The 21,811-nt window shown below is 74.6% G+C and carries 20 protein-coding genes and 1 pseudogene; 14 read left to right on the top strand and 7 right to left on the bottom strand.

The features are described from left to right. Nucleotides 1-21: 21 nt before the first annotated feature. Together ACIO5E_RS23990 and ACIO5E_RS23985 are read left to right on the top strand one after the other, a co-directional pair. Complete coding sequence (locus ACIO5E_RS23990) at nt 22-1,365, top strand: GH1 family beta-glucosidase (RefSeq protein WP_400671228.1); 1,344 nt, start codon at nt 22-24, stop codon at nt 1,363-1,365. 95 nt (nt 1,366-1,460) lie between these two features. Beyond that, nucleotides 1,461-1,676: pseudogene (locus ACIO5E_RS23985) on the top strand (PLP-dependent transferase); the annotation flags it as partial. Between the two features lie 117 nt (nt 1,677-1,793). Here the strand turns inward: ACIO5E_RS23985 and ACIO5E_RS23980 are convergent. Further along, nucleotides 1,794-3,467, bottom strand: coding sequence for a SpoIIE family protein phosphatase (locus ACIO5E_RS23980; RefSeq protein ID WP_400671226.1), 1,674 nt, complete (start codon nt 3,465-3,467; stop codon nt 1,794-1,796). A 287-nt stretch (nt 3,468-3,754) separates the two neighbouring features. On the opposite strand from ACIO5E_RS23980, the gene ACIO5E_RS23975 reads away from it, so the two are divergent. Together ACIO5E_RS23975 and ACIO5E_RS23970 are read left to right on the top strand one after the other, a co-directional pair. Further along, nucleotides 3,755-4,606, top strand: coding sequence for an SDR family oxidoreductase (locus tag ACIO5E_RS23975; protein WP_400671223.1), 852 nt, complete (start codon nt 3,755-3,757; stop codon nt 4,604-4,606). A gap of 287 nt (nt 4,607-4,893) precedes the next feature. Beyond that, nucleotides 4,894-6,102 carry an ROK family protein gene (locus tag ACIO5E_RS23970; protein ID WP_400671220.1) on the top strand — a complete coding sequence of 403 codons (1,209 nt, stop codon included), beginning with the start codon at nt 4,894-4,896 and terminating at the stop codon, nt 6,100-6,102. A gap of 56 nt (nt 6,103-6,158) precedes the next feature. Here ACIO5E_RS23970 and ACIO5E_RS23965 read toward each other — a convergent pair whose 3' ends face one another. Then, entirely contained in the window at nt 6,159-6,563 is a 405-nt protein-coding gene (locus ACIO5E_RS23965) for a nuclear transport factor 2 family protein (protein WP_400671217.1), read from the bottom strand. Between the two features lie 390 nt (nt 6,564-6,953). Here ACIO5E_RS23965 and ACIO5E_RS23960 point away from each other — a divergent pair, with 390 nt between their 5' ends. After that, on the top strand, nt 6,954-7,502 hold the full coding sequence (locus ACIO5E_RS23960; protein ID WP_400671215.1) for a hypothetical protein: 549 nt from the start codon (nt 6,954-6,956) through the stop codon (nt 7,500-7,502). A gap of 197 nt (nt 7,503-7,699) precedes the next feature. Here the strand turns inward: ACIO5E_RS23960 and ACIO5E_RS23955 are convergent, their stop codons facing one another. The 5 genes from ACIO5E_RS23955 to ACIO5E_RS23935 form a co-directional block, all read right to left on the bottom strand. Further along, a complete protein-coding gene (locus tag ACIO5E_RS23955; RefSeq protein WP_400671213.1) occupies nt 7,700-7,891 on the bottom strand; it encodes a hypothetical protein in 192 nt (63 codons plus the stop codon). A gap of 65 nt (nt 7,892-7,956) precedes the next feature. Then, a complete protein-coding gene (locus ACIO5E_RS23950) occupies nt 7,957-8,673 on the bottom strand; it encodes a hypothetical protein (protein WP_400671210.1) in 717 nt (238 codons plus the stop codon). Between the two features lie 64 nt (nt 8,674-8,737). Further along, entirely contained in the window at nt 8,738-9,487 is a 750-nt protein-coding gene (locus ACIO5E_RS23945; protein WP_400671208.1) for a hypothetical protein, read from the bottom strand. A 69-nt stretch (nt 9,488-9,556) separates the two neighbouring features. Continuing rightward, a complete protein-coding gene (locus tag ACIO5E_RS23940; RefSeq protein ID WP_400671205.1) occupies nt 9,557-10,297 on the bottom strand; it encodes a hypothetical protein in 741 nt (246 codons plus the stop codon). Further along, the gene (locus ACIO5E_RS23935) at nt 10,294-11,124 is read right to left on the bottom strand and encodes a BTAD domain-containing putative transcriptional regulator (RefSeq protein ID WP_400671202.1); all 831 of its coding nucleotides are present in this window, start codon (nt 11,122-11,124) and stop codon (nt 10,294-10,296) included. The genes ACIO5E_RS23940 and ACIO5E_RS23935 overlap by 4 nt, the downstream gene beginning before the upstream one ends. Nucleotides 11,125-11,308: 184 nt before the next feature. Between ACIO5E_RS23935 and ACIO5E_RS23930 the strand changes: the two genes are divergently transcribed. Genes ACIO5E_RS23930 through ACIO5E_RS23890 form a run of 9 tightly spaced genes read left to right on the top strand, consistent with a single transcriptional unit; the run spans nt 11,309 to nt 21,811 of the window. Then, nucleotides 11,309-11,953 carry a hypothetical protein gene (locus tag ACIO5E_RS23930; protein WP_400671199.1) on the top strand — a complete coding sequence of 215 codons (645 nt, stop codon included), beginning with the start codon at nt 11,309-11,311 and terminating at the stop codon, nt 11,951-11,953. Nucleotides 11,954-11,955: 2 nt separating this feature from the next. Beyond that, complete coding sequence (locus ACIO5E_RS23925; RefSeq protein WP_400671196.1) at nt 11,956-12,273, top strand: hypothetical protein; 318 nt, start codon at nt 11,956-11,958, stop codon at nt 12,271-12,273. 4 nt (nt 12,274-12,277) lie between these two features. After that, a complete protein-coding gene (locus tag ACIO5E_RS23920) occupies nt 12,278-13,420 on the top strand; it encodes a hypothetical protein (protein ID WP_400671193.1) in 1,143 nt (380 codons plus the stop codon). Beyond that, the gene (locus ACIO5E_RS23915; RefSeq protein ID WP_400671191.1) at nt 13,417-13,953 is read left to right on the top strand and encodes a phage baseplate assembly protein V; all 537 of its coding nucleotides are present in this window, start codon (nt 13,417-13,419) and stop codon (nt 13,951-13,953) included. The genes ACIO5E_RS23920 and ACIO5E_RS23915 overlap by 4 nt, the downstream gene beginning before the upstream one ends. Further along, nucleotides 13,953-14,270 (top strand): hypothetical protein, encoded by a 318-nt coding sequence (locus ACIO5E_RS23910; RefSeq protein ID WP_400671188.1) that lies wholly within the window; start codon nt 13,953-13,955, stop codon nt 14,268-14,270. The genes ACIO5E_RS23915 and ACIO5E_RS23910 overlap by 1 nt, the downstream gene beginning before the upstream one ends. Continuing rightward, complete coding sequence (locus ACIO5E_RS23905; protein ID WP_400671185.1) at nt 14,270-14,647, top strand: GPW/gp25 family protein; 378 nt, start codon at nt 14,270-14,272, stop codon at nt 14,645-14,647. The genes ACIO5E_RS23910 and ACIO5E_RS23905 overlap by 1 nt, the downstream gene beginning before the upstream one ends. Continuing rightward, nucleotides 14,644-17,187: a hypothetical protein gene (locus ACIO5E_RS23900; RefSeq protein WP_400671184.1), complete on the top strand. Its 2,544-nt coding sequence runs from the start codon at nt 14,644-14,646 to the stop codon at nt 17,185-17,187. The genes ACIO5E_RS23905 and ACIO5E_RS23900 overlap by 4 nt, the downstream gene beginning before the upstream one ends. Continuing rightward, the gene (locus tag ACIO5E_RS23895; RefSeq protein WP_400671181.1) at nt 17,184-19,637 is read left to right on the top strand and encodes a putative baseplate assembly protein; all 2,454 of its coding nucleotides are present in this window, start codon (nt 17,184-17,186) and stop codon (nt 19,635-19,637) included. Before ACIO5E_RS23900 ends, ACIO5E_RS23895 begins: the two co-directional genes overlap by 4 nt. Then, nucleotides 19,634-21,811 carry a phage tail protein gene (locus tag ACIO5E_RS23890; RefSeq protein ID WP_400671179.1) on the top strand — a complete coding sequence of 726 codons (2,178 nt, stop codon included), beginning with the start codon at nt 19,634-19,636 and terminating at the stop codon, nt 21,809-21,811. The genes ACIO5E_RS23895 and ACIO5E_RS23890 overlap by 4 nt, the downstream gene beginning before the upstream one ends.

Below are 21,811 nucleotides of genomic sequence, written 5' to 3'. Positions count from 1 at the left end.
GTTTCTCGTCAGGAGGCTGCCATGCCGGACCGTTTCGACCTGCCGGCGGACTTCCGCTGGGGTGCCGCCACCGCCGCGTACCAGATCGAGGGGGCGGTGGGGGAGGACGGCCGCGGACCGTCCGTCTGGGACACCTTCGCCGCCCGGCCCGGCGCCGTCCGCGACGGCCACACCGGGGCGGTGGCCTGCGACCACTACCACCGGTACCCCGAGGACATCGAGCTGATGAAGGGCCTCGGGCTGGACGGCTACCGCTTCTCCGTCGCCTGGTCCCGCATCCTGCCCACGGGCGCCGGCGCCGTCAACGAGGCCGGCCTCGCCTTCTACGACCGCCTGGTGGACGCGCTGCTGGAGGCGGGCATCACCCCGCTGCCCACGCTCTTCCACTGGGACCTCCCGCAGGGTCTGGAGGACAACGGCGGCTGGCTCAACCGCGACACGGCCTACCGCTTCGCCGAGTACGCCGCGATCGTCGTCGATCGCCTCGGCGACCGGATCCCTGCCTGGATCACGCTCAACGAGCCCTTCGTTCACACCGTCTTCGGCTACGCCCTGGGCACCCACGCCCCCGGCCGCGCCCTGATGTTCGAGGCGCTGCCCGCCGCCCACCACCAGCTCCTCGGCCACGGCCTGGCCGCCACGGTCCTGCACGACCGCGGCCTGGAGGCGATGCTCTCCAACAACCTCACCCCGGTCGAGCCGGCCTCCTCCGATCCCGCCGACCTCGCCGCCGCCGCGGCCTACGACACCCTCCACAACCGCCTGTTCACCGACCCCGTCCTCCTCGGCCGCTACCCCGACCTCTCCGCCCTCGGCGTCCCCGACGACATCTACGGCGCCGTCCACCCCGGCGACCTCGACCTCATCCACACCCCTGGCCTCGACGGCCTCGGCCTCAACTTCTACAACCCCACCCGCGTCGCCGCCCCCACCGACACCGCCCTACCCTTCGACCTCGTCGACATCCCCGACGTCCCCCACACCGCCTTCGGTTGGCCCGTCGTCCCCACCGCCCTCACCCGCCTCCTCCTCTCCCTCCGCGACACCTACGGCAAGGCCCTCCCACCCATCACCATCACCGAGAACGGCTGCTCCGTCACCGAATCCACCACCCCCGACCAGCCTCGCATCGACTTCATGGCCGCCCACCTCGACGCCCTCGCCCAGGCCGTCGCCGAGGGCATCGACATCCGCGGCTACTACACCTGGTCCCTCCTCGACAACTTCGAATGGGCGGAGGGGCTGTTCAGTCAGCGCTTCGGTCTGGTCCACGTTGACTTCGAGACGCAGCGCCGCACGCCGAAGGCCTCGTACGCCTGGTATCGCGACCTGATTGCCGGCCATCGGGAGCGGTTCACGAAGTAGGCGGGCGATCGAATCTCGTAACTCCCTTGCCAGATGGCCGGCCTGAGGAAAGTTGGTGACCCGCAGTCAAGGCCATTCGCTCGCTGGAGACCGCGGTGGCCGACCTCGAAGGCGGCGCGGACGCCATCGCCACCGCCTCGGGCATGGGCGCGATCAACACCGTCCGGCTCGCCCTGCTGCGCTCCGGCGACCACGTGATCGCCCAACAGAGCCTGTACGGCGGCACCTTCGCCATGCTCGCCGACCTCACGGAGTGCTGGGGCGTGGAGGCCACCCACGTCCGGGGCGAGGACCAGGCCGAGGTCGCGGCGGCCCTGCGGCCCAACACCCGGGTGCTGCACCTGGAGACCGTCTCCAACCCGACCACCAACCAGGGTCACCGACCTGCCCGGGCCGATCGCGGTCGCCGAGCGGGCGGGCGGGCGTGGTCAGCGGGGTCTGGGGCGGGCGGCGAGGAGGGCGATGTCGTCGTCGGTGGTGGTGCCGTGGGTGGTGGGGCCGGGTGGGGCGAGGGTGTGGAGGACGGCGTCGAGGAGGTCGTCGAGGTCGCCGGTGGCGGGGAGGCGGAGGGCGGCGAGGCGGGCGAGGGAGGCGTCGATGTCCTCGTCGCGGCGTTCGACCAGGCCGTCGGTGTAGAGCAGGAGGGTCTGGTCGGGGGTGAGCGGGTGGGTGGTCTGCTCGTAGCCGCCGAGGCCGGTGCCGAGGGGTGGGCCGGTGGGCACCTGCAGGAGTTCGGTGGCGTGGTCGGGGGTGATGAGGGCGGGCGGCAGGTGGCCCGCGCTGGAGAGCGTCCAGCGGCCGCGGCCGGGGTCGGCGAGGACCAGCAGGCACGTCGCGGGCCGGGCGGTGTCGTTGGAGGAGATGACGTTGTCGAGTTGGCGCAGGATCCGGTGGGGCGGCAGGTCCATGCCGGCGATGTCGCGCAGGGTCGAGCGGTAGTGGCTCATGTCGACGGCGGCCTCGACGCCGTGTCCCATGACGTCTCCCATCGCGAGCAGGGTGCGGCCGAACGGTAGCCGGACCGTCTCGTACCAGTCGCCGCCGACCACTGAGCTGGTGCCGGAGGGCAGGTAGCGGGAGGCGAGGAGGAGGTTCTGGTGCGGGTTGCCGGGTTCGGTGAGCAGGGCCCGCTGGAGTTCCAGGGCGATGCCCTGGGAGCGGGTGTAGCGGCGGGCATGATCGATGGCGGTGGCGGCGTGGGCGGCGAGAGCGCCGAGGAGCGCGGCCTCGTCCGGGGTGAACGCGGGGGTGGCGGCGCTGCGGCCGAGGGTGAGCAGGCCGACGAGCCGGTCGTGGGTGACGAGCGGTAGGACGAGGAGGGAGGTGATCCCGACTGGGCCCGCGTCCTCGGGGCCGGGTTCGGTGAGGACCGCGACGCCACCGGCGAGGCTGCGGGTGGCGGCCGAGCCCTCCCCGTGGCGGACGGACTCGCCGGGCCGGGCCGACTCGCCGAGGGCGGCGCGCAGGGCGGGGACGGCGTCGACGGCCGCGCGCTGCAGCCGCAGGGGCACGCCGTGTCCGGGCCGGGCCGGGTCGGCATCGGGTGGCAGGACGTCGATGGTGACGAGGTCGGCGAAGCCGGGCACGGCGAAGGTGGTGAGCTCGGCGCAGGTGGTGGAGACGTCGAGGGTGGTACCGATCCGCTCGGCGGCGGCGTGGAGCAGGGCGAGCCGGGCGCGGGCCTGTTCGAGCTCGTGGAGACGGCCGCGGGCCGGGTCCGGGTCGTCGAGGACGACGACCACGCCGGTGGTCCGCCCGGCGTGTTCGAGCGGTCGGTAGCGCACCCGCAGGCCGGGTGGGACGGGGGAGCCGGGGCTCTCGGGCCCGCCGGTGGCGTGTTCGCGGTCGTGTCCGTCGGCGAGGACGCGGCGCAGGGTGGGTGCGGCGCCGGCGAAGGCGGTGGCCTCGGCGGGGCGGCCGAGCAGGTCGGCACGGCGCAGCCCGGTGAAGGCGGTGAAGGCGGGGTTCAGGTACTGCCAGCGCAACTGGTCGTCGAGCAGGGCGACGCCGACCGGGGCGGTGGCGAGCAGGTCTCGGAGCAGGTCCGGGCTGTTGCTGTCGCTGTTGCTGTTGCTGTCGGCGTCGCTCCTGTTCTCGGGCATCGAGCCGAGGCTCGCGGCGTAGGCGGCCGCCGCTGCCGCGAGGGGCCGGGGGGCCGGTGTCGCGGGCGGGGCGCCTTCTGCTCGGTTGCCGTGCCGGAACTGCATAGGCCCATGATCACGCGCCCGGGCGCGGCACGCCCACAAGTGGGTGAAACCTTGACCGGCCGGAGGCCGTGGTGTAGCCGTGACCGGAGCCATTTGCGTGTGCGTGCACGCAAATGTATGGTGCGTGCACACGCACACATCAAGCCCCGGGGACGCCCCGGAGAGCCCGAGGAGAGACCACCATGGACACCGCCGCCACCCCGATCGTCCTCATCACCGGCACCTCCTCCGGGATCGGCCTGGCCGCCGCCGTCGCCGCCGCCCGCGCCGGGTACGGCGTCGTCGCCACCATGCGCGACACCGGACGGGCCGGGGCCCTGCACCGCGCCGCCACCGAGGCGGGCGTCGACGGGCGGATCGAGATCGAGCGGCTGGACGTCACCGACCCGGAGTCCGTCGCCGCCTGCCTGGACGCCGTCCTCGCCCGGCACGGCCGGCTCGACGCCGTGGTCAACAACGCGGGCGCCGGATTCGTGGGCACCATCGAGCAGGACGGGATGGCGCCGGTGCGGGCCGCCATGGAGGTGAACTACTTCGGCGTGGTCGAGGTCACCCGGGCCGCGCTGCCGCACCTGCGGGCCACCGGCGGCCGGGTGATCACCGTGACCAGCGTCGGCGGCGTGGTCGGACAGCCCTTCAACGAGGCGTACTGCGCGGCCAAGTTCGCCGTCGAGGGCTTCATGGAGTCGCTGGCTCCGGTCGCCGCCACCGTCGGCGTGCACGTCACCGTCGTCGAACCGGGCGCCGTCGCCAGCGAGTTCGTCGGCAACCAGGCCCTCGACCTGCCCGCGCTGACCGCTGCGGCCGGACCGTACGCCCCCGCCCTGGAGGCCTACATCGACCGGACGCTGAAGGCCTTCGGCCAGGCCCAGACCCCGGAGGCGGCGGCGGAGCCGATCGTCGCGGCGCTCACCGCCGAGCGGCCGCCACTGCGGGTGCAGACCTCCGAGACGGCTCGGGCCTTCGCCGGTACCAAGCTGGCCGACCTGGACGGCTCGGCGGTGCGGGGGATGACGGGCGCCTGGGTGGTCTGACGGGCGATGGGGTCGACCGGCGGTCTGGCGACCTGGCGGTCTGGCGACCTGGCAGGCCGGCGGGCTTGGCTGGGTGGCGGGCTTCAGCGGGTCGGTGGGTCGGTCAGGCACGGCCTTGGGTAGCGCGGGTTCGGCGGTCGGGGAGGGAACGGAATGATCACCGGTCATACTTGGGCGGCGGCGCCCGACACCGGACGCCGCGGGCCGTGCCAGGCCCGCCCTGCCTTGCCTGCGTCACGCCCTGCCCGCCCGCTTCGCCAGCCGTCCCGCCCACACCGGAGGAACCGATGAGCCGCCACCTGTCGACCCACCGCCCGGCGGCCGGGGCCCCGGCAGTGCCGTGGAACCGGCAGCGGCTGCGCAGCAACAACGAGTGGCTGCTGCTCGAACTGCTGCGCACCGGTGGCGGCTCCTCTCGGGCCCAACTCGCCCGGGACACCGGTCTGTCCAAGCCCACCGTCTCCGCCGCCCTGGCCGCGCTGGAGCAGGCCGGGCTGGTCCGCGAGGCCGGCCGGTTCGCCCCCGAGCGCGGCCGCACCGCCGTGCTGTACGAGGTCGACCCGACGGCCGGGCACGTGCTGGGGGTGGACATCGGCCGGGCCCGGTTGCGGGTCGCCGTCGCGGACCTCGCCGGGACGGTCGTCGCCCGCCGGGACGTGGCCAACCGGGGCCGCTCGGCGAACGCCGTCGCCGACGCCGTGGTCGCCGCCGCCCATGAGGCCATTGCCGAGGCGGGCCTGGCCGCCGCCGACATCGGGCACGCGGTGATCGGCACCCCGGGTGTGTGGGACGAGGAGCGGCGCGGTGTCCGCTACGCCACCAGCCTGCCCGGCTGGGGCCGGCCCGGCCTGTTCGACCGGATCGGGGAGGGCCTGGGGACGGCCGTCACCGTCGCCAACGACGCCAACCTCGCCGCGCTCGGCGAGTACACCCTCGGCGCCGGCCGGGGCAGCCGGATGTTCGCCTACCTGCTCGTCGGCACCGGGCTGGGCGTGGGCGTGGTCAAGGACGGTGAACTGCTGCTCGGTGCGCACGGCGCGCTGGGTGAGATCGGCCTGGTCCCGCTGCCCGCCCGCCCCGGCGAGCCCGTGGCGACCATCGAGCGCGAGGCCGCCGCGGACGCCGTGGTACGCACCGCCCAGGACCTCGGGATGGGCGGCGCGCCCACGGCGAAGCAGGTGTTCGAGCGGGCCCGGGCCGGCGATCCGGCGGCCGTCCGGGCGGTCGACCACGAGGCCGAACAACTCGCGTACGCCGTCGCCGTGTTGTCCGCTGTACTGGACCCGGACCTGGTGGTCCTCGGCGGCGGCATCGGCAGCAGCGCGGACCTGCTCCTGGAACCGCTGGAGCAGGCCCTGCACCGGATCGCCCCGATGCGCCCGACGCTCGCGCCGAGCTTGCTGGGGGAGGAGGCGGTGCTCCTCGGCGCGGTCGCCACGGCCCTGGAGACCGCGCGCCCCGAGATCTTCGAGCGCCGGACGGCGGGTCTGCCGTAGGGCTCCTGGCAGAGGACCCGCTTGTGCCTTGGAAGGGCGGCTCCCCGCGGGTGCGATCAGGTTCCGGCGATGGTCCGGCCCGGCATGGGCTGCGCGAGCGCGGCCCGCCGGGCGGGTACGCCGAAGGAGTCGGCGAAGTACTGCGTCTCGTGGACCACGTGCTGGTCGGCGAACTCCATGATGCTCACCGAGTACGAGGGCACACCGTCGTAGGTGATGATGCATTCGCTCACCCATAGATGTGCCTGGCCGGTGATCCGCTGCACGCTGAAGTGCCGGTCGGCCGGATGTCCGCCGCGTTGCGCCGCAATCGTCGCGCGGCCCCGGAACCGCTCACCTGACTGCGGGTAGTCCAGGATCGCGTCCGGGGCGTAGATGGCGTGCTCGGCTTCGGTGTCCCCGCGTTCCGAGGCCAGCCAATGCTCCTCGATCGCCGTCCTGGTCCGGGAGTCAGCGTCCATGGCGCCGCCCTTCCGTAGTCGGTGACAGCCCGGGCGCTCCGGTCCACGGCCGGCCCGGTGGCCGGAATGCACCCGGCGTGCGCCGGCGTGGGCTGGGGTCGGCCGCGAGCTGTCGCTGTAACCAACGGTAGCCGGATGGCTACTTCCACGTGACAGTTTGCCCGCGGATCGTCCGGACGTCCCGCAGTTGCGGGTTGCCGCGCTCCGGTGTTGTGCCCCGGTCGGGACGGGCGGTGGCTCGGCGCAGCGTGACGACCGCCCGGCGAACGGCGACGCTCGGTAGTCGGCAGATCTCGATCTGCCAACGAGCGGGAGATGCGTGTGCGGATCGCGTGTCGGCTCTGCTTGAATCACGCACCTCACCCAAACGGAACGGAGCGTTCTTCACCCATGCCTTCACGGATACGCGGGCGCCGGCGTGCCGGCCTGGCCGGATTCGCCGGACTCGTCCTCACCGTCGGTCTGGCGCTGACCGGTTGCGACCCGTCGGCCGCCGACGGCGGTACCGAGGCGTCGCCCTCGGCGGCCGCCACGGCCACCGCCCAGGTGACCCCGTCGGCGGCACCGCCCGCCGCGCCCGACCCCGCGCCGAGCACGCCGGCCGCACCCCCGGTCAGCACGCCGCCGGCCGCGCCCGACCCCGCGCCGAGCACGCCGGCCGCCCCGGCGCCGGCCGCGCCCAGCACCCACGCGCAGTCGCCCGCCCCCAAGGCGCCGCAGCCGAAGATCACCACCGCCCAGCCGCCGACCGACCCGGAGCCGCAGCAGACCGCGGCGGCCGGCGGCGGCGCGGAGTGCGAGATCCGCTCGAACGCGGGGAACTGCTACGCGGCCGGGCAGTTCTGCCGCAACGCCGACCTCGGCAGGAGCACCCATGACGCCAACGGGCGGATGATCTACTGCCGGATGGTAAGCGGCAAGCCGCACTGGCAGGCCTGAGCAGGCGTGAGAAGGGCATGCAGCGCAGGGCGGAGGAATCCTGACCAACACAAACAAGGCCCCCGGCCGGCACTGCGCGAGCAGTGCCGGCCAGGGGCCTTCGTGCGTACTGGGGTCACCAGTGGAGGTTGTCGCCGGCGTGCGCGGAATCGCCGCGCGCCAGCGCGTACACCCTCGCCACGCGCGCGAGCGAGGCCTCAGCCGGCGGCCCGGGTCGCCCGGGCGGTCACGTCGGTTCCCTGATCGGGGAGGACAGCGATCGTGCCGCGTCGCTGCGCGGGGGCGGCGGCGTTGTTCGTGACCGTGAACGAGACCGTGGACGGATGGCCCGCGCTGAGGCCGACCGTCGTGGGTGACGCCGTGATGGTCCAGGAGGCCCCTGCGGTCATCGCGTTCTCCAATCGCAGGGGTTGTCGGTCAGGTGGCTTCGGGCAGCTTCAGCCGGTGGGGGGCGTCATAGCGGGTGCGGGTCTGGTTCGAACTCGATACGGAAGGTCCCGCTCGATGCCCGGAACAGTGGGGCGTCACCCATCATCTCGACCAGGTCACCGACGAAGGTCGTGCGCGGGACGACGCTGCCCAGTGGATTGGGTGACCTGACGGGGACATCGAAAGCAGCGGTCCCCGAGTCTCCGATCGTCTGAGGAAGGAAGGGCATGGTGAACCACCTGGCATCGGCTGGGGGGCCGTCGATCGGCCTGACCCTGACCTTCACCTGGCTGCCGACCGGGCCGGATACCTGGAACCCGATCTCCCCCCTGGGGAGAATGGTGTCGGCCAGCCGGACCACCGACGTACTCGCGGTGATCGCCCACGGCATCGGGGCGAAGGTGACGGTGACGGGGCTGCTCTGCACGGTGGTGTCGACGGTCGGGTGGTCCGTGTCGTAGACCAGGCAGCTGAACGGGTAGGTGCCGGTGGTCCCGGTGGGGGCGGGCCGGACGGTGACGGTGAAGTCGGAGCTGCCGCCCGGGGTGAAGGTCCGGGTGTCCTGATCGATGTCGAACCAGGAGTCGGTTCCCGGGCTGGGGAGGACGGCGATCGTGCCGTGTCGTTGCGGGGGAGCGGTGGTGTTGTTCGTGACCGTGAACCGTACGGCGGCTGACTCGCCCGGATGGACGACGACCGTCGTGGGCGACGCGGTGATGGTCCAGGACGCCCCTGTGGTCATGGCACTCTCCGTTCGCAGGGGTTGTCGGTCGGGCCGCCCGGGTGTCGACGGCCGGCGGCCGGGGTCAACTCTGGCCGAGTTCGACCTCAAGGCGGAACGCACTGCTCGATGCCCGGATCACGGTGGTGCCGCCCGTCAGATCGAGCAGGTCGCCGAAGAACTTGCCGCGTGGGACGGCGCTGCCGAGCGGGTTGGGTGGTCCGACGTCGACGTTGAAACTCACGATCCCCGAGGCCCCGATCGTCTCCTGCTGAGGGTTGGGCAGGGAGAACCACTTGGCGTCGGCCGGTAGGCCGCCGACCGGCCGGACCCGTACGGTGACCAGGCTGCCGACCGGGCCGGAGGTCTCGAAGCCGATCTCTCCCGCCAGGTCGGGCTGGTGGGTCACCTGGACGACCGACGTACTCGCGGTGATCTTCCACGGCACCGTGGCGGGGGCAATGGTGACGGTGACGGGTCTGCTCTGCACGGTGGTGTCGACGGTCGGGTGGTCCGTGTCGTAGACCAGGCAGCTGAACGGGTAGGTGCCGGTGGTCCCGGTGGGGGCGGGCCGGACGGTGACGGTGAAGTCGGAGCTGCCGCCCGGGGTGAAGGTCCGGGTGTCCTGATTGATTTCGAACCAGGAGTCGGTTCCCGGGCTGGGGAGGACGGCGATCGTGCCGTGTCGTTGCGGGGGAGCGGTGGTGTTGTTCGTGACCGTGAACCGTACGGCGGCTGACCCGCCCGGATGGACGACGACCGTCGTGGGCGACGCGGTGATGGTCCACGAGGCCGCGGATGCGGGTGTCGGCTTCTTGTCATAGGGCACGGCCATCACACTTCTCTCCGGTCTGGGGATCCGACGGTGCCAGCCGGGCTGGGCTGGCGCGGCCGCGGGCGCTTTTCACGAGGAGGGAGTGGTGTCGACCACCACCTGGATCTCGTCACTGGACGCCCGCAACTCGAGGGGGATCCCCGTCACGTCGAACAGGTCGCCGAGGAAGCTCCCTACCGGGAGGGCGGGGAAGCCCTTCGGGCTGGGCGGTCCGATGGTGACCTGGAACAGCTCCGATCCCGAGGGGCCGAGGGTCCGCCGGGGGCGGTCGAGGCGCAACCAGGCGGCTTCGCCGATTTCGCCGTCGTTCTGCCTGATCCGTACCTCTGCCGTGCGGCCGGCCGGGCCGGTGACCTGGAAGGCCAACTGGGTGGAGGTAAAGTCCGCGTCCAGCCGGACCAGTTGGGTGGTGGCGGTGATCGTCCACGCCTGCGGTGGAGCGAGGGCGAGGGTGACGGGGCTGCTCTGCGTGGTCGTGCTGACGGCGGGGTGGTCCGCGTCGAAGGCGATGCAGCTGAACTGGCGTTCGCCGGTGGCCGTGGCGGTGGGGGGCCGGACGGTGACGGCGAAGGTCTCGGTCCCGCCCACGTCGAAGGTCCGGGTGGCCCGGTCGATGGTGAACCAGGAAGCGTCGGTCCCCGTACCGGACAGCACGGCGAGCGTCCCGGGCCGGTGCGCGGGGGTGGCGGCGTTGTTGGTGACCGTGAACGACACGGTGGCGGACTGGCCCGGAACGATGCCGACCGACAGCGGCGACGCGGTGACGGTCCAGGACTCCCCGGACACGGACGAGGACGCGGGCGCGGTCACGTCCGCCCCCAGGCCGGGCGGGCGCGGTCGGCGCGGGGCCGACGGTCCACGGGAAGGCCGAGCATCCGGGTGGTCTCGGGGGCCGGTGCGACCCCGAGCTCCTGTTCCAGCACCCGCCGGCAGGTGGCGTAGGCGCGTCGGGCCTCGCTGAGGTTGCCCTCCTGCAGGTGGATGCGGATGACGGAACGGTGGGCGCTCTCCCGCAGGGTGTCGAGGCGCAGCGCGCCGAGGGCCATGTCCAGGGCGAGCCCGAACTTCCCTTCGGAGGCGAGCCGTTCGGCGAAGGTCTCGCGTACGTGCAGATGCAGTTGGCGCAGTCGCTCGCGCTCGTCCGCGAGCCACTCGTCGTCCCAGTCGGGGAGGAGCTCGCCGCCGTCGCCGAGGGCCGGCGGGAGGGGGCCGGCGGAGGACGGGGACTCCTGCAGGAGCGCCTTCGTGCGCTCCATGAGCTCACGCGCGTCGACGGTCACCTCCGGGGCGAGGTCGATGGCTCCGCCGGTGTCGACGACCAGCGCCGGGGCGGCCTGGTTGATCCGCCAGAGGCTGGTGCGCAGGCTGCCCAGGGCGCGGCCTTCGGGGCTGTCGGGCCAGAGGGCGCCGGCGACCCGGCTGCGGCTCTGCCGGCCCCGCAGGGCCAGAACCACGAGCAGGCGCTGTGCGCCGACCGGGAGCCGGACTTCAGCCGGTCCGACCTGCAACCTGAACGATCCGAGCAGGGTGAGCACCGCACTCCCCGCCGGATCCGCGGTGACCGGCCCGCGCCGACGGCCGTCTCTCGCGCCGGCGGCGGCAGGGACTCCGGCCTGGATGGACGCGTCACGTGGCATGCCCTCTGCTCCTGCTTCACGCGATGGCGGATGTCGATACAGATCGTGACTCTCCGCTTCCGCTCTGTCAAAAGCCGGCAAGGGTGGTTCATGTTCGGTCACAATTCGGTCATCCGGCGTCGGACCCGATGTGGTGACGCCGCCGTGACGCCGTGTTGACGACGCCCCGTCGACAGTGGCCTCCATGAGGAGCTTTCCGGGCAGTCCGAGGGTCCTGTGCGGCGCCGTCGTCGAGGTCGATCCGACCAGTCCGCTCTCCCGCCTGGTGGTGTTCCAGTACAACCCCGACCACATGACCCGGGCGCTGCGGCCCCGCGCGGTCGCACCCGGCCCGGCCGCGGACGCCCGCAGGATCTCCGGGGCGCCGGTGGAGACGGTGACGATGACGATCGAGGTCGACGCCACCGACCAGATGGAGCAGGGGGACCCGCGTGCCGCGGCCGGCATCGCGCCCCAGCTGGCCGCGCTGGAGATGCTGCTCTACCCGAGCACCGCGCAGGTGGTGGAGAACGCCGCACTGCTCGCGGCCGGCACCATCGAGATCGTGCCGCCGGAGAGCCCGCTGGCCGTCCTGGTCTGGGGGCCGGGCCGGGCGGTTCCGGTGCGGATCCAGACGCTGAGCATCACGGAACAGGCCTTCACACCGGACCTCTTCCCGACCCGCGCGTCGGTGGATCTGTCGGCGCAGGTGCTCTCCTACGACGACCTGCCGGTGGGCAGCCCGGGGTACGCGCTCTTCCTCGTGCACCAGGTCATGAAGGAGGCGATGGCCGTCGTGGCCGGTGTGTCCGGGGCCGTCTCGGCCGCTGCCGACGTCGTGGTGGGTTGACGGTGGCGGGCGGACCGGGCAGGTACGACGACGCGGAGGTCGCGGTGGCGACGGTGCGGGACGCCGACGGCACGGAGCGCCAGGTCCGCTACCTGCGGCAGCCGCAGTCGGCGCCGCCCACGGCCGTACCGACGGGTCGGACCCTGGCGAGCCACCGGGTGGTGGCCGGAGACCGGCTGGACACGGTGACCGCCCGCTACCTCGGCGACCCGCTCGCCTACTGGCAGGTGGCCGACGCCAACCTCGTGTTCGCGCTCGACGACCTGGTCGGTCCGGCCCCGGAGGGGCTCGTGCTGGAAATCCCCACCCCGGGGGTCTGACCAGGTGGCACTGTCGAGCCTGCGCCTGACCGTGCTGGTCGGGGCGACCCTCCCGGTTCCGCTGCCGGCTGGCCTCACAGCACGGCTGCGGTCCGTCCGCGTGCTGGAGACCGACGACCGCCGTTCGGCCTTCGCCCTCGCCTTCGACGCGGGCCGCTCGGGGCCTTTCGCCCTGCGCGACACCCCCGTCCTGGAGGCCGGACCGATCCGGCCGTTCGCCCGGGTGGTGCTCGTCGTCACGATCGGGGCACTGCCCCGGGTCCTGTTCGACGGCATCGTGACGGCGCTGGAGCTGGACCCGGGCGACAGGCCGGGCGCGGCGGTCCTGACCGTCACCGGAGAGGACGTCTCCTACCTCCTCGACCGGGTCGAGAGCGACGCGGAGTACCCGTCCCTGAGCGATTACCAGCAGGTCGAGCTGATCCTCGCCCGGTACCTCGTCGACGGGATCGTCTCGGGTGCGCTCCCCCCGCCGGACTCCGCCCCGCCGCTGCCGCTGGAGCGCGTCCCCACCCGGCACGCCACCGACCTCGGCCACCTGGCGGAACTCGCCCGCCGGCACGGCTTCGTGACGTACGTGATCCCCGGCCCTGCGCCCGGGACCAGCACCTTCTACTGGGGACCGCCGGTCCGCTCCGGACCGCCGCAGCGGTGCCTCTCGGTGAACCTGGGCCCGGACACCAACGTCCGCTCGCTCCGCTTCCGGACCGACGCGCTCGCCCCGGTCCTGGTCGACGGGGACGTCCAGGACCCGCTGACCGGCGCCCAGGTCCCGGTGACGACGGTCGGGAGCCTGCGCGAGCCGCTCGCGGCCGAACCGCTGTGGCTGCGGTTCAACGCGGACATCCGGCGCCGACGGGAGGTCCGGGACAGCGGGACCGACGTGATCGGGGCCCTCGCGAGGGCCCAGGCGCGGGTGGACCGCTCCGTCGACGCGGTGGTGGCGCAGGGCGAGGCCGACGGCGAACGCTACGGCGACGTGCTCCGGCCCCGCGCCCTCGTCGGCGTGCGCGGGGCCGGATGGTCCCACGACGGGCTCTGGTACGTCCGGAAGGTCGACCACAGCTTGGAACCCGGCTCGTACACCCAGCGCTTCACGCTGGCCCGTGACGGCCACGGCTCGACCGTCCCGGTGGTGCGGCCGTGACGGCGCCGAACACGCCGGGGCGACTGGAGGACGACCGGGCGACCCGCTACTACGGGAAGTACCGGGGCAAGGTCACCGGCAACGTCGATCCGCTGATGCGCGGGCGGGTGCGGGTGAGCGTCCCGGCCGTGCTCGGCACCGGCCGGCTCTCCTGGGCCGAGCCCTGCGTGCCGTACGCGGGACCGGGAGTGGGCCTGTTCGCCGTGCCGCCGGTCGGCGCCAACGTGTGGGTCGAGTTCGAGGCGGGCGACCCGGACCACGCCATCGTGGCCGGTTGCTTCTGGGGCCCCGGCGAGCCACCGGCCTCGCCCGCCGTCGCCGGGGTCAAGATGTGGAAGACCGACGCCGTGTCCATCAGGCTCGACGACCTCCCGGGCGGCGGGCTCACCATCGAGGTCGGCCCGCCCGTCTCCGTCGTACCGGTGCGGATCTCCTGCACCGCCGACGGCCTGGAGCTGTCCACGGGCCTGGCCGGTGTGAAACTGAGCGGGCCCACCGTCTCGGTCAACGAAGGCGCTCTGGAGGTGACCTGATGCCAGGATTCCCGGCCCACGAGGGCGCCGTCACCCTCTGCCCGCACGGCGGCCGCGCCACGCCCACCGTCCTCAGCCCGCGCGTCACCGTCTCCGGGAGCGCCGCCGTGGTCCTCGGGCCGCCGTGGCTGGTGACGGGCTGCCCGCTGCCCGTCACCGCCGGCGGGCCGTGCGTGTCCGGGCAGTGGACCACGGGCACGGCCCGGGTCCGGTCGCTCGGCCTGCCGCTGGTGATCCAGGGCGGCACGGCCGTGTGCGTCCCCACCGCGGGACCGCTGTTCGTCACCGTCGTGCAGAACCGTGTGCGGGGGGTGTGATGCACCTCGGGTTCCCACTGCACCTGGACGCGCGCGGCCGTCTCGCGGTGGCCCAGGACGAGCAGTACCTGCGCGGGCTCATCGAGGCGGTGCTCTTCACCCGACCGGGCGAGCGGGTGAACCGGCCGGACTTCGGCGCCGGCGTCGACCGGATGGTCTTCGCGCCCGGCAACGACGACCTGGCCCGCGGCACGCAGGCGCTGATCCAGGCCGCCGTCCAGCAGTGGCTCGGAGACCTGATCCGGCTGGAGGACATCACCGTGGAAGCCGTGGACACCGTGCTGACGGTCACGGTCGGCTACACCCCACTGCGTCCCGGCAGCCCGACGGGGGAGAGCAGGGTCCTGCGGGTCACCGGCGGGAGCGTCACCCCGTGACCCGTGCCGAGGGACCCGTGCCGCAGCCGCCCGCCGCCGAACCTCCCGGCGCCTTCACGGCCGCACTCGACCGCGACGCCCGACGAGCGCTCGTCGCGGCCGTCCACGGCCTCGACGGGATCGACTTCGTCGACGTCCTGCCGGTACGGGCGGACGCCCGGGGCGGCGCCCCCGGCACATCGGAGCAGCGCACCCTCGCCGTGCACCTGATCCACGGACCGGTCCCGGCCGCCATCGCCGGGTCCACCCGGGTCCTGGTCCTCGGCGACGCCGCCCACGACCCGGCCCGGGTGCTCTGGGCCCACCCCGCGCAGGCGCTCACGGGCGACGACCTACCCCCGGGGGTGACGGCCGAGGACCGACGGCAGGTCGCCGACGCCGTCGCCGAGGAGGACCTGCACCGCGTCCTCGTCGTCCGGGCGGTCGGCGGCGGCCGGTCCTCGTACACGCTGCGGCTGGTCGGCGAGGACGGCAACGGCACGCCCGACGGGTTCGACCAGCCCCTGGCGGAGATCCCGCTCGACCTCGACGTGGACTGCCCGGCCGTCCTGGACTGCCGGCCCGCCGACGAGCCGCCCGAGACGGCCCCCTCACCCGTCCTCGACTACCTCGCCAGGGACTACGACGGCCTGCGCACCCGTCTGACGGACCGGCTGAGCGCTCTGCTCCCGGACTGGACCGACCGCTCGCCCGCCGACATCGGCGTCACCCTCATCGAGCTCTACGCCTACCTCGGTGACCGGCTGGCCTACCGTCAGGACGCCATCGCGCACGAGGCCCACCTCGGCACCGCCCGTCGCCGGTCGTCCGTGCGCCGCCACGCCCGGCTCCTCGACTACCGCGTCCACGAGGGCTGTTCGGCCCGTACCTGGCTGGCCTTCGACACCCCGGCCGAGGTCGACCTCCCGCGCGGCAGCGCCGTCGCCGACACCGGTACCCCCGTCGGCCGGCGGCCGCCCTCGGCGGCGGAGGCGGCGTCGGCCGGTGCGACCGTCTTCGAGACCTGCGCGCCGGCCCGGCTCCTCCCCGCCCGCAACCGGCTGCCACTGCACGCCTGGGGGGCCGCTGGCGCCGTCCTGCCCGTCGGCAGCACCTCCGCGTTCGTCGTCGTCCCTGCGGACTCCGAACCCGGGCTGCGCAGCGGGGACGTCCTGGTGCTGGTCGAGATCGGGGCCACCGGCCTCCTGGCGGACGGCGACCCGACGCACCGCTGCGCGGTCCGCCTGGACCGCGCCCCGGTCGAACGCGTCGACCCGCTGGCCGACACGCCGCGCGTCCTCGAACTGCACTGGTCCCAGGACGACGCACTGCCGGTGCCCCTGCGGATCTCCTCCGCCGACCCGGGCCCCGCCCTCCCGACCGCCGTCGCGCTCGCCAACGTCGTCCTCGCCGACCACGGCGCGACCCTCGTCGGCGGGCCCCTCGACCCACCGACGGCACCCGCCACCGGCGCCTACCGCCCGCTGCTGCGCCACGCCGACCCCGCCTGGACCGCCCCCGCGGACCCGGCCCCGATCGCCCCCGCGGCGCCAGGCCCCGGCTGGCGCAGCGCGGCCGACGCCCTGCGACCCGACCCACGCGAGGCCGTCGCCCAACTCCGGCTCGACGACGGCACCCTGGCCTGGTCGGCAGCCCCGGACCTGCTCGGCGGCGACCGCCGCGCACCGCGCTTCGTCGTCGAACCCGAACCCGACGGCTCGGTCCGGCTGCGCTTCGGGGACGGCACCACCGGGCGTCGACCCGCTCCCGGAACGGAGTTCACTTCCCGCTACCGGGCGGGTGGCGGCGCGGCCGGCAACACCGGGGCGAACACCCTCGACACCCTCCTGCTCCTGCCCGACGGCACCCGGCTCGACGGAGTCACCGTCAGCAACCCGCTGCCCGCCGCCGGCGGCACCGACCCGCAGCCGCTGCCCGAGGTCCGGGAACTCGCCCCGACCGCCTTCCACGCCCAGGAGCGCGCGGTCACCGCCGCCGACCACGCCGCCGTCGCCGTCCGGGAGGGCGGTGTGCGCGGGGCCGTCGCCCGGACGCGCTGGGCCGGTTCCTGGCGCGTCCAGGAGGTCGCCGTGGACGCCGACGACCCGTACCCGCCGGGCCTGGCCGCGCTGCTCGACAGCCGCCGGATGGCCGGTGTCGACGTCGAGCTCGTCCGGGCGGCCGTCGTCCCCCTGGAGATCCGCCTCGCCGTCTGCCCGGCACCCGGCTACCCGGGCCCGGAGATCGCCCGGCAGCTGCGCGCCGTCCTCTCCGCCGGCGTGCTCCCCGACGGACGTCGGGGGTTCTTCCACCCCGACCGGCTCGGCCTCGGCCACCCGGTGTTCCTGAGCGACCTCGTCGGCACGGCGATGTCCGTCGCCGGGGCCGCCCGGGTCGAGGTGGAGGGCTTCGGCCGCCTCGGAGCGGACGGGACCGAGACCCTGGCCAACCTCGCCGCCGGACGGATCGAGGCGGCCGCGCGCGAGACCCTGCGCTGTGACAGCGACCCCCGGCATCCGGAGCACGGCCTCGTCGACGTCGTCGTGCGGGGTGGCGTGTGACGAACCCCGACGGCCCCACCGGACGGCCGACCGCCAACCCGCCGGGCCAGACCGCGCTGGTCCGGAGGATCTCCACCCACGCCCGGGCGATGGCCGAGATGCGGGCCACCCTCCAGCAGGAGACGCAGCCGCCGGCGGTCCGCGCCCTGGCCCGCCGCCCCGCCGACGAGCCGGCCATCGCCCTGCTCGACGGCTGGGCGGTGGTCGCCGACGTCGTCTCCTTCTACACCGAGCGCATCGCCCAGGAGGGCTACCTGCGCACGGCGACCGAGCTGCGCTCGGTCCGCGAACTCACCCGCAGCCTGGGCCACGAGCTCGACCCCGGCGTCTCGGCCGAAGCCGAGCTGGCCTTCACGGTGGAGGAGGCCGTCGGCGCACCGCCGCTGGTGACCGTGCCGAAGGGCACCCTGGTGCAGAGCGTCCCGGCCCAGAACCAGACGCCGCAGGTCTTCCGCACCGACGACGACCTCGACGCCCAGGCCGCCTGGAACGCCGTCCCGGCCATCGCCACCGACCCGCAGCCCTGCGGCGCCGACACCGAGCGGCTGTGGCTGACCGGCACCGCGCTCGGACTCCGGGCGGGCGACACCCTGCTGGCCCTCGGTCCCGTCACCGTCGCGCCGGCGTCGGCGGGCGCCGAGCGGGCCTGGGCCGTCCTGCTGGTGACCGCCGTGGCGACTGCGCCCCCGGGACACCCCGGCTGGACCCTGCTGGACGTCCACGCCGTCGCCTCCCAGACCCGCCCGGAGAGCACCGGCACCGACACCGGCACCGACGGCGCGGGCCCGGGCGTTCACACCTTCGCCGAACGCACCGCCCTCTTCGGCTGGAACGCCCCGGCCGCGGGCCTGCTCCCCGCAGCCGCGGGGGCCGCGCCCTGCGAGCAGCCACCGTCCGACGTCCTGCGGCTCGACGGCGACCACCCCCGGATCCTGCCCGGGTCCTGGCTGGTCGCGCAGTCGGACCAGGCCGTCCGCCCCTACCGGGTGACATCGGTGGTCCCGTCCGGACTCGCCTGCGGTGGCCTCTCCGGCCGGACCACGCTCGTCCACGTCGACGAGGCCACCACGGACCACTTCGACGCGCGGACCACCGTCGTCCAGGCCCAGTCCACGAAGCTGCCGGCCGCCGTCATGCCGCGCACCCGCCCGGTGGCTGGCCGCACGATGGAACTCGCCGCGACCGACCCGCCACTGCCGCCGGGCCGCACCGTCCTCCTCCGGGGCACCGACACCGCCACCGGCACCACCGCCGTCGAGCGCGCCGTCGTCCTCGCCAGCGCCGTCGACGACGCGGGCACCGTCATGACCGTCACCCTCGACCGGGAGCTCGACCGCGCCTACCACCCGGACACCGTCACCGTCCACGGCAACGTCGTCCGGGCGACCCACGGCGAACCGGTGCACCAGGTCCTCGGCAGCGGTGACGGAGCCCGCACCTTCCACCGGCTGCGCACCCGCCGCGGACCCCTGACACACCGCCGGGTGACCGCGGCCGCCGAACCGACCAGCACCCTGGAGATCCAGGTCGACGGCGCGCCCTGGTCCGAAGTGCCCTCGCTGGCGACGGCCGGACCGCACGACCCGGTGTACGCCGTCCGGGCCCAGGAGGACGGCACCGTCGAGGTGGTGTTCGGCGACGGGCTGCACGGAGCACGGCTGCCCACCGGCACCGAGAACATCACCGCCGACTACCGGGTGGGCACCGGCACCGACGGCGCCCTCGACCCGGGGCAGCTGACCCTGCCCCTGAACCGCCCCCTCGGCATCGCCACCGTCACCAACCCCGCCGCCACCCACGGCTGGGCCCGCCCGGCCGCCCTGGCGGACGCCCGCGCCGACACCCCGACGCGCATCCGCACCCTTGGCCGGGTCGTCTCCGTCGCCGACCACGAGGACTTCGCCCGCGCCTTCGCCGGGATCGGCGCCGCACGGGCCGACACCGTCCGCAACGGCAGCCGGCCCACCGTCGTCGTCACCGCCACCGGCGAGGGCGCCTCGCCCGTCGACGACACCCTGCTCGCCGCCCTCGCCTCGGCCCTCGCCGACGTCCGCGACCCCGGCGCGCCGCTGCTCGTCCTCCCCGCCGCCACCCAGTGGTACGGCGTGCGGGTCGAGGTCTCGCCCGACCCGGGAGCCGACTGGTTCACCGTGCGGCAGCACGTCACGGAGGCCCTGCGGCAGGAGTTCGCCCCGGGCCGTCGGCCGTTCGGGCCACCGGTGACGGACTCCGCCGTGCTGACCGTCGTCCGCGCCGTCCCCGGCGTCACGGCCTGTACCCTTCCGCGCCTGCTGCGCCTGGCCACCGACCACGACCCCCTCCCGCCGGACACGGCGTCCGAGCAGGTGCTCGGCCCGGCACCGGCCGACTGGGAGTCCGGTGCCGTCCGTCCGGCCCGGCTGCTCGGCCTGGCGGCCGGGGTCTCGGAGATCCGGAGGATGACGTCATGACCGTGCCCGCCACGGCGGCGACCGGTGGCGCCGACCGCTTCCGCGCCCTGCTCCCCGCTCACCTCTGGGCCCGTGACGACCAGTCGGGCGGGACCCTGCAGGCGCTGCTCTCCGCCGTCGCCGCCGAACTCGACCTGCTGGAACAGGACCTGGAGGACCTGTACGACGGCTGGTTCGCGGAGACCTGCGACGAGTGGATCCTGCCCTACCTCGCCGACCTGATCGGCCTCACCGAGCCACTGCCCGACCTCGGCGACGGCTTCAGCTGGCGCGCCCTCGTCGCCGACACGCTCTCCCACCGCCGCCGCAAGGGCACCGCGGCGGCGCTCGGACGGATCGCGGCGGAGGCCACCGGAGGGACTGCGTGGACCGTCGAGTACTACCGGCTGCTGGCCGTCTCGGCACACGTCCAACACCCCCGCCCGGACCGCCCGGCCACCGCCTCGCTGCGCGCGGCGGACCGGCTCGACCACGTCGGCGCCGGGCACGACCGCAGACGGGACCGCTCGACACCGCCACCGGACCTGATCGACCCGGCCCGGGGCGCCTTCGACCCGCTCGCCCGCTGTGCCGACGTCCGTAGCATCGGGCGCGGGCGGGGCCGGTACAACATCCCCTCCCTCGGCGTCGTCCTCCTCCCGCTCCGGACGTACCGGGTGGGGCCCGACCCGGACGCCACCACCGGAGGCGAGCGCTGGTCGCAGCCCCGCCCCGTCGACGGCTGGTACCGCATGGACCCGCTCGGCCGGAGCATCCCGCTCTTCCCGGGCGCACCGTCCGCGGACGGCACCGACCCGGCGGACGAGGACGAGCTGCCCGTACCAGTGCGCCCGCGGCGCCTCCTGGCCATGCTCACGGCCGCCCGGCGCGGCGAACTCGACCCGGAGCGGCTGCCCCTCGGAGTGCGGATCCTGCCTCCGGACGCGGCCGGGCCGCCGACCGAACTCGGACCCGAGCGCGTGCGGGTCTGCGGCCTGGAGGACCTGGCCGACCTCCCCGGCCCCCAGGTCGGCGTGGACGCCGTCACCGGCCGCCTGAGGACCTACCAGGACGGCCGGCCCGCCGAGCCGGCCGACCTCCTCGTCCGCTACCACTACGCGGCCCTGGCCGACGTCGGCGCCGGCCCCTACGACCGCAGCGCCGTCCACGCCCGCGTGCTCGCGGCCGACGGACACCGGGACGTCCTCGGAGTGATCACCGTCCGCGCCGACGCCGAGCCCTCTCCCGACGACCTGGTGGTGACCTCCGTGGCCGACGGGCTCGCCCTCGCCGAACAGCTGTGGCACGCCTCGGCCTCCCCGGCCGGGACCACCGTGGTCGTGGCCGTCGGCGACAGCACCAGCCACCGCGGCGACCTGGCGGTCACCCTGCCCGCCGACGCCCGGCTCGTCCTCGTCGCGGCGGCCCGCCCGGAGCGGGGCCGCGCCACCGCCTTCTACACGCCCGACGGACTGCGCCCGCACCTCGGCGGCCCGCTCGCCGTGACCGGGGCCGCGGGCAGCAGCCTCCTCCTCGACGGTTTCCTGCTGGACGGCGACCTGACGGTCCGGCCGGGCGACCTGGGCGCGCTGACCGTCGCCCAGTGCACCCTCGACGGACGCATCATGGTGGCCGCGGACACCACCGGCGACAACGGACGCACCCAGGTGGCCCTGGTACGCGGCATCGCGCGGGCCGTCGAACTCGCCGACGGCGTTCCGGCGCTCACCGTCACCGAGTCCGTCATCGACGCCGGCCAGGGCCCGGCCGCGGTGTCGGCCCCCGGCGCCCGGGTGACCCTCGACGGCAGCACCGTGCGCGGCGACGTGACCGCCCGCACGATCGACGGCGCCAACACCCTGATCGACGGCACCGCCACCGCCGAGCAGCGCCAGACCGGCTGCCTGCGCTACTGCTACGCCCGGCCCGGCTCCCAGCTGCCCCGGCGCTTCCGCTGCGCACCCCCGGACGGCGGCCCGCCGGTGGAGCCCGTGTACGTGTCGACGGACCCGGGCTCGCCGTACTACCTCGCGCTCGCCCCCACCTGCCCGAGCGCCATCGCGCAGGGCGGGGAGCACGGCGCCGAGATGGGAGTCCACCACCACCTGCGCAGGCCGCTGCGCCGGGAAGCGGCGCGCCGGCACCTCGCCGCGTACGTGCCGGCCGGGCTGGAGATCGGAATCATCGGGAGCTGA

The sequence above is a fragment of the Kitasatospora sp. NPDC087314 genome (assembly GCF_044744365.1).
In the GTDB taxonomy this organism is placed as follows: Bacteria; Actinomycetota; Actinomycetes; order Streptomycetales; family Streptomycetaceae; genus Kitasatospora.
This window is presented reverse-complemented; position numbering and strand designations above follow the sequence as displayed.